Origin of the sequence: Streptomyces sp. Ru73 (assembly GCF_002920575.1) — a bacterium.
Classification (GTDB): Bacteria; Actinomycetota; Actinomycetes; order Streptomycetales; family Streptomycetaceae; genus Streptomyces.
The window spans coordinates 1-12,583 of record NZ_PQSQ01000089.1 but is presented as its reverse complement, the minus strand read 5'-3'; the positions used below and the strand labels follow the sequence as shown (position 1 = coordinate 12,583).

The window sequence follows — 12,583 nt, the reverse complement described above, 5'->3', positions numbered from 1 at the left end:
ACTCCGAGGATGGCACCGGCCGGGCGCGCGGTGCCTCACCCGCAGCGGGTGGGCCGCAAGGCTCGCCGTGGCCGATTCGCCGCGCGGGCTATGGCTCCCGCCGCGCATGCGGCCTACCGTCGAAGACGCGCTCGGCGCCGTCGCCAACCGCTGTCCAGACCGCCCCACCCACAGCAGGGAGCGTACGGATGACCACACGGACGAATGCCGGCCGGACCGGCCCGGCGGACGATGCGAGCGGCCGGGAGAAACTGTGGGGGCCCTACCTCGGCGAACGGCAGTGGGGCACCGTCCGTGAGGACTACAGCGCCGGCGGCGACGCCTGGTCGGCGTTCCCGCACGACCACGCGCGGTCCCGCGCCTACCGCTGGGGCGAGGACGGCCTCGGCGGCATCTGCGACGAGAAGCAGCGGCTGTGCTTCGCGCTCGCGCTGTGGAACGGACGCGACCCGATCCTCAAGGAACGCGCCTTCGGGCTGACGAACGGTGAGGGCAACCACGGCGAGGACGTCAAGGAGTACTACTTCCACCTCGACAGCACGCCCGGCCACACCTACCTCAAGTACCTCTACAAGTACCCGCAGGCCGCGTTCCCCTACCTCGACCTGGTGACCACCAACCGCAACCGCGGCCGCCACGAGTTCGAGTACGAACTGCTGGACACCGGCGTCTTCGACGACGACCGCTACTTCGACGTCACCGTCGAGTACGCCAAGGCCGCGCCCGACGACATCCTCATCCGCATCACCGCGGAGAACCGCGGCCCCGACGAGGCCCCGCTGCACCTCCTGCCGACCCTCTGGTTCCGCAACACCTGGTCCTGGCAGCACGGCGGCGGCGCGGAGAAACCGCGGCTCGCCGTGGTCCGCAGCCCGGCGGGCACCAGCGCGGTCCGGGCGGAGCACCCGGCCCTCGGCAGCTACGACCTGCGCTGCGGCGGACAGCCACGCCTGCTGTTCACCGAGAACGAGACCAACACCGAGCGGCTGTACGGCACGCCCAACGCCTCGCCGTACGTCAAGGACGGCATCGGCCGCCAAGTGGCCGGCGGCGAGGAGAAGGCGGTCAACCCCGCGCAGGAGGGCACCAAGGCCGCCGCGCACTACATCCTCACGATCCCGGCCGGCGGCGCCGCTTCCGTCCGGCTCCGGCTCGCCCCGGCGGGCTCCTCGATGCCGCTCGGCCGCGACTTCGACGCCGTGTTCCGCGCCCGCCAGGCCGAGGCCGACGCCTTCCACCGCGGCCTGGCCCCGCCGGGCGCGAGCGAGGACGAGGCGCGCGTACTGCGCCAGGCGGTCGCCGGGCTGCTGTGGTCCAAGCAGTACTACGCGTATGACGTGGAGTCCTGGCTCGCCGGGCACGGCCTCGACCCGTGGACCGCGCCGGACCACGCCGTGCGCAACGGCGCGTGGTTCCACATGGCGTGCGACGACGTCATCTCCATGCCGGACACCTGGGAGTACCCCTGGTTCGCCGCGTGGGACCTGGCCTTCCAGGCGGTGGCGCTGTCGGTGGCCGACCTGCCCTTCGCCAAGGAACAGCTCGAACTGCTGCTGCGGGACACCTACCTGCACCCCAACGGTCAAGTGCCGGCGTACGAATGGAACTTCGGCGACGTCAACCCGCCCGTCCATGCCTGGGCGGCCTACTTCGTCTACGCACTGGAGGAGCTGCGCACCGGACACGCCGACCGGGCCTTCCTGGACCGGGTCTTCCAGAAGCTGCTGACCAACTTCACCTGGTGGGTCAACCGCAAGGACCCCAGCGGCCGCAACCTCTTCCAGGGCGGCTTCCTCGGCCTGGACAACATCGGCGTCTTCGACCGCAGCGCGCAGCTGCCCACCGGCGGATACCTGGAGCAGGCCGACGGGACCGCGTGGATGGCGCTGTACTGCCAGACCATGCTGCAGATCGCGCTGGAACTGGTCCGGCACGACCCCACCGGCTACGAGGACCACGTGCTGAAGTTCGCCGAGCACTTCCTGTGGATCTCGGCCGCCGTGCACCGCACCGGCGGCGACGGCCTGTGGGACGAGGAGGACGGCTTCTTCTACGACGTGCTGCGGCTGCCGGACGGCCGGGCGACCCGGCTGAAGGTCCGCTCGGTGGTGGGGCTGCTGCCGCTGTGCGCCGCGACCGTGCTGCGGCCCGGACAGCTGGCCGGGGTGCGCGGCCTCGGTGACCGGCTGCACCGCTTCGTCGACCGCCACCCCTCCCTGTCGGCGGGCCTGGCACAGGCGCTGGCGGGCGCGGAGGGCGGGCCGCGGCTGCTGTCCGTCGTCGACGAGGAACGGCTGGTCCGCGTGCTGTCCCGGATGCTGTCCGAGGAGGAGTTCCTCAGCCCGTACGGCATCAGGGCGCTCTCCCGGTACCACGCCGACCACCCCTACTCGTTCCGGGTCGACGGCACCGAGCACCGCGTCGGCTATCTGCCCGCCGAGTCCGACTCCGGGATGTTCGGCGGCAACTCCAACTGGCGCGGGCCCGTCTGGTTCCCCGCCAACGCGCTCATCGTCCGCGGGCTGCTCAACCTCTACGCGTACTACGGTGACGGCCTCACCGTGGAGTGCCCCACCGGCTCCGGCGTGCGGATGAACCTCTACGAGGTCGCGGCCGAGCTCTCCGCGCGGCTCACCCGCATCTTCCTGCGCGGCGCCGACGGTCACCGGCCCGTGTACGGCGGGCAGCGGAAGTTCCAGGACGACCCGCACTGGCGCGATCTGCTCTCCTTCCACGAGTACTTCCACGGTGACAACGGCGCGGGCCTCGGCGCTGCGCACCAGACGGGCTGGACGGGCCTGGTCGCACCCCTGATGGCGCTCTTCGGCACCGTCGCGCCCGAACAGTTCAGCGCCGGACTCCGGCGGAAGGAGACGTGATGGGGCGACTTCCCGCACAGCCCGTCATCCACGAGGTCAACACCCGCGTGTGGCTGCGCGAGGTGCAGCGGCGCACCGGACGCCCGGTCGGCCTCGGCGGGGTACCGAAGGCCGAATGGGACCGGATCACCCCGCGGGGCGTCGACGCGGTGTGGCTCATGGGGGTGTGGGAACGCAGCGCCGTGGGCCGCGACATCGCCCTCCGGGACCCCGAGCTGCGCCGGTCCTTCACCGAGGCGCTGCCCGACGCCGGCGACGACGACATCACCGGATCGCCCTACTGCGTCCGCAGCTACACGGCCGACGAGACGCTGGGCGGGCCGGCCGGGCTGGCGTCGGCCCGCGCCGAGCTGGCCGGGCGCGGCGTCGGCCTGGTCCTGGACTACGTACCCAACCACGTCGCCCCGGACAGCCCGTGGCTCGCCCGGCACCCCGGCCACTTCGTACAGGGCAGCGCCGACGACCTGCGCCGCGACCCGGCCGCCTATCTGGCCGCCGAGGGGCGGGTCTTCGCGCGCGGCCGCGATCCCTTCTTCCCGCCCTGGCCGGACGTGGTGCAGCTGAACGCCTTCCGGGCCGGCGCGCGGCAGGCCACGGCCGAGGTGCTGGCGCGCCTCGGCGGCATGTGCGACGGGGTGCGCTGCGACATGGCGATGCTGCTGATGAACGACGTCTTCGGGCGGACCTGGGGGCACCGCGCGGGCCCGCCGCCGGACGCCGAGTTCTGGCCCACCGTCCTGACCGCCGTCCGGCAGCAGCGCCCCGACCTCACCTTCTTCGCCGAGGCCTACTGGGACCTGGAGTGGGACCTCCAGCAGCAGGGCTTCGACCACTGCTACGACAAGCGCCTCTACGACCGGCTGCTGCGCGAGCGCGCGGCGTCGGTCCTCCGGCACCTCCAGGCCGACCTGGGCTACCAGCGGCGGCTCGTACGGTTCCTGGAGAACCACGACGAGCCACGGGTCGCCTCCCTCCTGGGCCCCGCTGAGGAACGCGCCGCGGCCGTCGCCATCGCCACGCTGCCCGGCGCGACGCTGTGGCACGAGGGCCAGTTCGACGGGCGCCGTACCCGGCTGCCCGTCTTCCTCACCCGGCGCCCCGACGAGCCGCCGGACACCGCACTGCGGGCCTTCCACGAGAAGCTGCTGGCCGTGGTGGCACGGAGCGGCATGCGCACCGGGCACTGGGAACTGCTGTCCTGCGAGGGCTGGCCCGACAACCCCACCCACCACGACCTGCTCGCCTGGGCCTGGCGCGGCACGGCCGGCACGTTCCTGGTGGTCGTCAACCTCTCCGACCACGCCTCCCAGGCCAGGGTCCGGCTCCCCTGGCCCGACCTCGGCACCGCGGCCCGCCGGCTGACGGACCTGCTGGAGGACACCCGGTACGAACGCCCCGGCAGCGAACTGGCCGGCCCCGGCCTCTTCGTGGACCTGCCGCCCTGGCACACCCACGTCCTCAGGATCGAACCGGCGTGAGCACGGGCGGAGCCCACTGAACACCCGCTGAGGAAGTCCCGTACGCGCGGCTCACCCGTTGCGGGCCCGCCTAGTCGAGTCCGCCGAGCACGGTCTGGTCCCAGTCGATGACCGAGCCGGTCACCACGCCGCTGCGCGCGGAGAGCAGCAGGACGACGAAGTCGGCGATCTCGTCGACCTGGCCGAGTTTGCCCATCGGCTGGGCGGCGGCCGCCTTCTCGCGCCAGTCGTCGCCCGCGCCGTGGAAGGTCCGCTGGACGGTGTCCTCGCCCTCGGTGTCGGTCCAGCCGATGTTCAGGCCGTTGATGCGGATGCGGTCCCAGCGGTGTGCGTGCGCGGCGTTCCTGGTCAGCCCGGCCAGTCCGGCCTTGGCCGCGGAGTACGGGGCGAGGTGGGGCGGGCCGCCGTGCGCGCAGTTGGAGCCGATGTTGACGATGGTGCCCGGCGCGCCGCGGCCCTTCATGTCGGCCACCGCGGCCTGCATCGCGAAGAACGGCGCCCGCAGGTTGACCGCCATGTGCGCGTCGAACAGCTCCGGCGTGGTGTCCAGCAGCGAGCCGCGCGAGGTCAGTCCGGCCGCGTTGACGAGGCAGTCGATGCGGCCGTGCCGGGACACGGTCTCCGTGACGCTGCCGCTCGCCTGTGCCGGGTCCGCGAGGTCGGCTTGTACGAAGTCCGCGCCGGTGTCGGCGGCGAGCTTCTCGCCCACCTCGGCCCGGCGGCCGGTGAAGACGACGGTCGCGCCCTCGCGTACGGCCGCGCGGACGATGCCGGCGCCGACGCCCTGGCTGCCGCCGTTGACGAGGACGACCCGGTCGTCGAGCAGCGGCGTCGCAAACAGTCCCATGATCGCTGTGTCTCCCTGGAGGTGGTGGCTGCTGTCGTCTCAGGCCCGGCGGCGCCGCGCGCCCGCGCGCAGTTCCCGGCGGAGCCGGCCGGGTGACCATTCCTCCGCCACGGCCTGCCGGAGGGTGTCGGCCTGGGAGGGCGGGGCCAGGCCGCCGACCGGCGCGTCGAGGTCCAGGTCGGTGGGGAACGGATAGCCCTCGGCGGTGGCGGCGATCACCCGGTGCAGCCAGTCCTCGCCGACGCCCTCGGCCTTACGGCGGAGCAGAACCGGGAAGACGGCTTCGGCCATCGCCTCGCGGTCGGCACTCTCCATGGCGCGGCCGAAGGCGGAGGAGAGCTGCAGGAGATTGGCCATGCGCCTGATGCCGGTGGAACGGTTGTGGCCGGCGGCGTGGAAGAGGGCGGGGTTGAAGAACACCGCATCGCCCTTGGCCAGCGGCAGCTGCACATGGTGCTCCTCGAAGTACTCCTGGAACTCCGGGCGGCGCCAGGCCAGGTAACCGGGCTCGTACTTCTGCGAGTGCGGTAGATAGAGCGTCGGCCCGGACTCCACCGGCATGTCGCAGTGCGCGACGGCGCCCTGGAGGGTGAGGGCGGGGGAGAGGCGGTGGACGTGCGCGGGATAGGCGGCGGCCTGCTCCTGGGAGAGGAAGCCGAGGTGGTAGTCGCGGTGGACGCGCTGCGCGGCGCCGCCCGGGTTGACCACGTTGAGCTGCGAAGTCACCTGGTAGGCCGGGCCGAGCCACGCCTCGGCGGTCAGCGCCAGCATGTCGTTGGCGTAGTAGTCGGCGAACGCCTCCGGCGCACGGACGGCCAGCTTGCCCAGCGCGTTCCACACCCGGTCGTTGGCGCCCGGCTTCGCGAAGTGGTCGCCGCGCGCCGCGCCCGACGCGCGCTCCTCCTCGATCAGCGCCCGGAACGCCGCGGTCGCCCGGTCCACGACGGCCGGGTCGGGGAAGGCGCCCCGGAGGACCACGATGCCGGGGCCGTCGAGCAGGGCGCGGACCAGCTCGGCCTGGACGGCCCTGCGCCCCTCCGGCGTGCCGGCGCGCTCCCGGAGCCGGCCGCTGTCGTAGCGGAGGACGTTCTGCTCCACCCCGTCGGCCGCGGGGTGGTCGTCCGGGTCGGTGGTCTGCGTGACCAGCGCACGGAACTCCGCCAGGTCGCAGTTGTCCTCGCTCAGCCAGACGCGCGTGCCCGCCGCCGTGAGGGACATGGTGCTCCTTCCTTCGCCCTTGCTCCGCTGTCAGTCTGATGAGCCGATCAACCTCATACAATCCTCAGCGGACCATCAAAAAGCCCTCACCCTTCCCTGGAAAGAGTCATGCGACACCCCTATCCGATCAGGGAGATCGCCCGGCAGGCCGGGCTGAGCGAGGCCACCGTCGACCGGGTGCTCCACGCGCGCGGCGGTGTACGGGAGAGCACCGTCATGGAGGTGCACCAGGCCATCAAGGACCTGGACCGCCAGCGGACGCAGGTTCGCATCGGCGGGCGCACCTTCATGGTCGACATCGTGATGCAGGCGCCGAAGCGGTTCTCCACGGCCGTGCGGGAGGCGCTGGAGGCCGAACTGCCGTCCCTGCACCCGGCGGTGGTGCGCTCGCGCTTCCACTTCCGGGAGACCGGGGCGGCGCCGGACCTGGTCAAGACCCTCGACAAGATCGCCAAGCGCGGCTCCCAGGGCGTGATCCTCAAGGCCCCGGACGTGCCCGAGGTCGGCGCCGCCGTGGAACGGCTGGTCGCGGCCGGCATCCCCGTCGTCACCCTGGTGACCGACCTGCCCAGCAGCGCGCGCCTGGCCTACGTCGGCATCGACAACCGGGCCGCCGGCGCCACCGCCGCCTACCTCGTCGGCCAGTGGCTGGGCGAGCGCCCCGGCAACGTGCTCACCACCATCAGCCGTGGCTTCTTCCGCGGTGAGGAGGAGCGCGAGATGGGCTTCCGCAGCGCCATCCGCAACACCCAGCCGCACCGCGCCCTCGTCGAGGTCACCGACAGCGACGGCCTCGACGCCACCCAGTACGACCTCGCCCTCGCGGCGCTCCGCCGGGACCCGGCCATCAACGCCGTGTACTCGATGGGCGGCGGCAACGCGGCGACCGTGGCAGCGTTCGAGGAACTCGGCCGCGAATGCGCGGTGTTCATCGCCCACGACCTCGACCAGGACAACACCCGCCTGCTGCGCGCCCGGCGCGTCTCCGCCGTCCTCCACCACGACCTGCGGCAGGACATGCGCCGCGCCTGCCAGACCATCATGCGCGCCCACAAGGCACTGCCCGGCGAGGTCTCTTCACTGCCGTCGCCGATCCAGGTGGTCACGCCGTACAACATGCCGCCCGGGAGCCCGCTCGCATGGCAGAACTGATCACCGCACACCCCGGCCTCGGCTCCGCGCTGCTGCTCCTCGCGGCCGGGGTCGCCTCCGGACTCGCCGGCTCCATCGCCGGACTGGCCTCGCTCTTCAGCTACCCCGCGCTGCTCGCGGCGGGGCTCCCGCCGGTCGCCGCCAACGTCACCAACACCGTCGCCCTCTTCTCCAACACCGTGGGCACCGCCGCCGGTTCGCGCGCCGAGCTGCGCGGGCAGCGCCGCCGGCTGGTCCGGCTGGCCTCCCTCGCGGCGCTCGGCGGTGCCATCGGTGCCGCCCTGCTCCTGGGCACCCCGTCGTCCGCGTTCGAGCTGGCCGTACCGTGGCTCATCGCGCTCGGCTCGGTACTGATCCTGGCGCGCGAGCCGCTGCGGCGGCTGATCGCCCGGCACTCGCCCGACCCGGCCGCCGTGCCCCGGCTGCCGGTGGCCTGCGCGGTACTGCTGGTGGGGCTGTACGGCGGCTACTTCGGCGCCGCGGCCGGCGTGCTGATGCTGGCGGTGCTCTCGCTGTCGGCCGCCGAACCGCTGCCGGTGACCAACGCCGTCAAGAACATCGCCACCGGCGCCGCCAACGTCACCGCGGCCGTCGCCTACGCCTTCCTCGCCCCCGTCGACTGGGGAGCGGCGCTCGCCCTCGGCCTCGGCTGCCTGGTCGGCGCCTGGATCGGCCCGGCGGTCGTACGCCGCGTACCCGAAACCCCGCTCCGCGTCGCCGTGGCCCTGGCCGGCCTCGCCCTGGCCTGGAGCCTGTGGCGGGACGCCACCGCTTCCTGAGCGGCCGCGGCACCCTCTTTGCCCTGTCTCGTCCCCGGCGAGGCAGGGCAATTTTGATCGATCATTCATCGGCTCTTGACGCGCTCGCCCCGCCCAAGCACCATCCTCCCGCACTGAGTGAGAAAAGTTATCACTCTATGAGAATCGCAATGGCTGAAGGAGCGGGAATGAAGGTCGGCATTCTGGGATTGGGCGAGGCCGGCGCCCTGTATGCGCGGGGATTCGTGGAAAACGGCCGACAGGTGGCCGGCTTCGACCCGGCGGACGTCCCCACCCCGGAGGGCGTCGAGCGCGCGGCCACCGCGGCGGACGCGGTACGCGACTGCGACCTGGTACTCGGCCTGACGGGCGCCAAGGCGTCGCTGGCCGTCGCCCGGGAAGCGGCACCCCACCTGCGCGCGACGGCCGTCTACGCGGACATGAACGCGGCAGCCCCCGAGCTGAAGCGGCAGATCGCCGAGGTGATCGCCGAGTCCTCCGGCGCGGCCTTCGCCGACGTCTCCGTGATCGGTTCGGTGCCGAAGTACCGCCACCGCACGGCACTGGTCACCAGCGGCCCCGGAGCCCCCTCGGTCGCCGCCCACTTCGGCGCGCTGGGCGCCCCGGTGGAGGACCTGGGCGCCGACCCCGGCGCCGCCTCGGCACGCAAGCTGCTGCGCAGCCTCTTCATGAAGGGGCTCGGCGCCCTCATCGTGACGGCGGTGGAAGCGGGCCGGGCTGCCGGCGACGAGCACTGGGTCCGCCGGCAGATCGCCGGGGAGCTGGCGGACGGCGGGGCCGCGCTGGACCGCCTGTACGACGGCACGTACAAGCACGCCGAGCGGCGGGCGCGTGAGGTGTCGGCCGCCGCCGACCTGCTGGCCGACCTCGGCCTCGACGCCGGACTCGCGCGGGCCGTCGGCGAACTGCACGCCCTCGCCGGCCGGCCCGAGGGCCTGCGGGACACCTCCCGCCTGACGCCCGAGGTGCTGGCCGCGTACGCGGGACTGCCGACGGCGAACATCGGCGACGCCACCGAGCGGCTGGGGCTGCTGGACTCCGGTATCAGCGCGCTGTGGCCGGGCGCGCGGGCCGTCGGCCGTGCGCTGACGGTGTGGACCCGGGCCGGTGACAACCACGCCCTGCACGAGGCGGTCAAGGTCGCCCAACCCGGCGACATCCTGGTCGTCAACGGGGAGGGCGACGTCTCCCGTGCACTGGTCGGCGAGCTGATCGCCGAGCGCGCCCGGGCCCGCGGCGTGGTCGGCATGGTGCTGGACGGCGCGGCGCGCGACGTGGACGTACTCGCCGAGATGGGCTTCCCGGTGTGGGCGCGCGCCGTCACCCCCGCCGGCCCGTACAAGTTCGGGCCGGGGCGGGTCGGGGTGCCGGTCGCCGTCGGCGGCGTGGTCTGCCGGCCCGGTGACCTGGTGGCGGGGGACGGCGACGGCGTCGCGGTCGTCCCGGCCGAGCGCGCGGCTACCGTTCTTGCCGCCGCGCGCGAGGTGGAGGCCGAGGAAGCCCGCCGGCGCGCCGGCATCCGCGCCACGGCCGCCGCCGCACCAGGAGGAGCATCATGACCGCCGTATGGGCACTGGGCTGCTACATCGCGGCCATCATCGTCTGGAACGCCGTCCTCAAGCGCAACATCGGCGAGGCGCTGATCGTCGGCTTCGTCGTCACGGGCCTGTTCGCCGGCGGCGACATCGGGCACGTCATGTGGCGCGGCTTCGCCGAGGCGATGCAGGAGGAGGTCACCTTCGCCGCGCTGGCGTTCGTCTTCATGAGCTACCTGCTCGCCCGCACCCCCGTACTGGACCAGCTGCTGGGCATCCTCAACTCCCTGCTGGGACGGCTGCGCGGCGGACCCGTCTACACCTCCACCGTCGCCGCCGGCGTCTTCGGCGCCATCGCGCACGTCGGTGCCGCGGTGACCGCCGCCGTCGGGTCGGTGACGATCCCCTGGATGAAACGCTCCAAGGTGAGCGGCGAACTCGCGGCCACCGTCGCGGCCGGCGGCGCCGGCATGGGCGTCACCTTCCCCTTCAGCTCCACGATGTTCATCCTCATGGGAACGGCCGGCGTGGCGTCCCTGGCCACCACCGACGACATCGTCCTGCCGCTGTTCCTGGGCGGCCTGTGGTGCCTGGGCTACCGCCTCGTCGCCGCCTTCGTCATGGTGCGCCGCCACAAGGTGCAGCCCATGGACCGCGCCGACCTGCTGCCGCTGCGCACCAGCCTGCGCGCCGGCTGGACGAGCCTCTTCCTGTTCGTCGGGATCGTGGTGCCGCTCCTGCTGACCAGAGGGCCCTCCGGCGGTGCGCTGGGCGAGTGGGTCGGCACGAAGATGTCGGACGCCATCAGCCTGATCACCTGGATACCGGTCCTGCTCATCGCCACCGTGCTCATCCTGGGCAGGCACCACCTGCCGCGCACGGGACGCGAGTGGTGGCGGGTACTGGGCGGCGCGGCCCCGCAGTTCGGCGTCATCGGCGTCACCATCGTGGCCGCCTTCTCCGCCTCCAACGTCCTGGGAGAGCTGGGACTGCCGCGGCAGCTGACCGACCTGCTGGCCGGCGTGGACGCACCGCCGTGGGCCATGGCTCTGATCGTCGGCGTCCTCGTGGTCGGCGTGGCCATTCCGCTCACCGCCAGCGCCACCATGGCCGCCATCGGCCCCGTCGCGGTCTCCTCACTGGTCGGTGCCGGCGTGCCGCCCGCCACCGCCTGCGTCGCGGTCCTCATCTTCGCCTCGACCGAGGGCGCCTCACCCCCGTCCGGCGCCCCGATCTACGTCGCCAGCGGCATCGCGGGCGTCGACCCCGCCCGCACGTTCCTGCCGCTGGCCACGTACTACTGCGTCCCCATCCTGCTCATCGGCGCCGGCGTGGCCACCGGCGTGCTGCCCGTCTGAACCGAAAGGCCGTGCCATGACGCACCGTCTGCTGCAACCGCTCTTCCGCCTCGGCATCGTCGTCTTCCTGACCGGCGGCCTCGTCATCGTCGTCGGCCAGGCCCTCGGCGTCGTCCTGGGCGACGCCCGATGGGTGGCGGAGGTGCAGAGCGGCGCCCAGCCGTCCACCTGCGTCGCCGCCAGCGTCTGCGGCATCCTCTCCTTCGTGCTCTCCTACGGCAGGCCGGAGGAGAACCCGGCGGACGCCGCCGGCCGGGCCCCCGAGCAGGCCGTCGCCACGCACCCCTCGGAATGAGGCCCGCGCTGCCTGGATGGATCTTGTGCGATCCACTCCCTGCTCGCAGACTGAGAAGTCTTATCAAGACGTCCGCGCGCCGAGCAGACCATCCAGGAGCCCTTCGATGACCACCGCGTCCGCCTCCCCCATGCGCTCCCTCGACCGGGCCTTCGACGTCCTGGGCGTCCTGGAGGACACCCGGCAGCCGCTGCGCCTGAGCGAGGTCGCCCGCCGCGCGGACCTGCACGTGGCCACCGCCCAGCGCATCCTCAACGTCCTCGTCGAGCGCGGCTACGCCGCCAAGGAGGACGCCGGGTACGTCGCCGGGCCCGCCTCCGTGGCCACCGCCCACGCCTTCCTGGTCAACAACCGCCTCAGCCAGGTCGCCCTGCCCGTCCTGCAGGAACTGGCCGCCACCACCGGCCTGACGGCCAGCCTGTACGTACGCGTCGCCCTCGCCCGCGTCCTCATCGCCCGCGTCCAGGGCCGCAACCCCCTGCGCTACCAACTGCCCATCGGCGAGAAGCTGCCCCTGCACCTCGGCGCCGGAAAGGCCCTGGCCGCCTGGCTCCCCGAGACCGAACTCCACGCCCTCCTCGCCCGGTCCGCCCCCTTCACCCGCGTCTCCGGCGAGCAGGTCACGGCCGACGACCTGGCCGCCGACCTCCGCCGGGTCGCGCAGGACGGCTACGCCGTCTCCCTCAGCGAACGCGTCCTCCACGTCACCGCCGTCAGCGCGCCCATCCGCCGCGCCGACGACGTCCTCGGTGCCCTCAGCGTCACCGGGTCCAGCGGCGAGGTCACCGAGGACGACCACACCCGCCTCATCGGCGAAGTGCGCAGGGCGGCCGACGCGATCGCGGCCCGCTGCCCCTGAAAGGAAACCGCCCACGTGCCCCTGCCCACCTACCGACAGCTCGCCGAACGCACCGACGCGCCCGCCGGCTCCAGCTGGCACCTCTTCACCGAGCACCCCGAGCGCGGCATGGCCAACTTCGCCGGACCGGCCCAGATCCGCCGCGCGGCCGACAGCGTCGTGCAGGGCCGCGCCGTCAACCTC

Annotated in this window: 10 protein-coding genes; 8 read left to right on the top strand and 2 right to left on the bottom strand. The window is 73.0% G+C overall.

The annotated features are described in order from the left end of the window. Positions 1 to 188 precede the first annotated feature (188 nt). Positions 189 to 2,879 (top strand): glucosidase, encoded by a 2,691-nt coding sequence (locus C3486_RS28920; RefSeq protein WP_103835730.1) that lies wholly within the window; start codon positions 189 to 191, stop codon positions 2,877 to 2,879. After that, on the top strand, positions 2,879 to 4,357 hold the full coding sequence (locus tag C3486_RS28915; protein ID WP_103835729.1) for an alpha-amylase: 1,479 nt from the start codon (positions 2,879 to 2,881) through the stop codon (positions 4,355 to 4,357). The genes C3486_RS28920 and C3486_RS28915 overlap by 1 nt, the downstream gene beginning before the upstream one ends. Positions 4,358 to 4,427: 70 nt before the next feature. On the opposite strand, the gene C3486_RS28910 is transcribed toward C3486_RS28915, so the two are convergent. Beyond that, on the bottom strand, positions 4,428 to 5,204 hold the full coding sequence (locus C3486_RS28910; protein ID WP_103835728.1) for an SDR family oxidoreductase: 777 nt from the start codon (positions 5,202 to 5,204) through the stop codon (positions 4,428 to 4,430). A 39-nt stretch (positions 5,205 to 5,243) separates the two neighbouring features. Next, a complete protein-coding gene (locus C3486_RS28905) occupies positions 5,244 to 6,422 on the bottom strand; it encodes a phytanoyl-CoA dioxygenase family protein (protein ID WP_103835727.1) in 1,179 nt (392 codons plus the stop codon). A gap of 108 nt (positions 6,423 to 6,530) precedes the next feature. Here C3486_RS28905 and C3486_RS28900 point away from each other — a divergent pair, with 108 nt between their 5' ends. The 6 genes from C3486_RS28900 (at position 6,531) to C3486_RS28875 (ending at position 12,400) form a co-directional block, all read left to right on the top strand. Then, positions 6,531 to 7,574 (top strand): LacI family DNA-binding transcriptional regulator, encoded by a 1,044-nt coding sequence (locus C3486_RS28900; protein WP_103835726.1) that lies wholly within the window; start codon positions 6,531 to 6,533, stop codon positions 7,572 to 7,574. Next, entirely contained in the window at positions 7,562 to 8,353 is a 792-nt protein-coding gene (locus C3486_RS28895) for a sulfite exporter TauE/SafE family protein (protein WP_103835725.1), read from the top strand. The genes C3486_RS28900 and C3486_RS28895 overlap by 13 nt, the downstream gene beginning before the upstream one ends. A 167-nt stretch (positions 8,354 to 8,520) precedes the next feature. Then, positions 8,521 to 9,912, top strand: a complete 1,392-nt coding sequence (locus tag C3486_RS28890) for an NAD(P)-binding domain-containing protein (RefSeq protein WP_103835724.1) — start codon at positions 8,521 to 8,523, stop codon at positions 9,910 to 9,912. Then, the gene (locus C3486_RS28885; protein WP_103835723.1) at positions 9,909 to 11,246 is read left to right on the top strand and encodes a TRAP transporter large permease subunit; all 1,338 of its coding nucleotides are present in this window, start codon (positions 9,909 to 9,911) and stop codon (positions 11,244 to 11,246) included. Before C3486_RS28890 ends, C3486_RS28885 begins: the two co-directional genes overlap by 4 nt. Positions 11,247 to 11,262: 16 nt before the next feature. After that, positions 11,263 to 11,541 (top strand): hypothetical protein, encoded by a 279-nt coding sequence (locus C3486_RS28880; RefSeq protein ID WP_103835722.1) that lies wholly within the window; start codon positions 11,263 to 11,265, stop codon positions 11,539 to 11,541. 106 nt (positions 11,542 to 11,647) lie between these two features. Further along, the gene (locus C3486_RS28875) at positions 11,648 to 12,400 is read left to right on the top strand and encodes an IclR family transcriptional regulator (RefSeq protein ID WP_103835721.1); all 753 of its coding nucleotides are present in this window, start codon (positions 11,648 to 11,650) and stop codon (positions 12,398 to 12,400) included. The last annotated feature ends 183 nt before the right edge of the window (positions 12,401 to 12,583 follow it).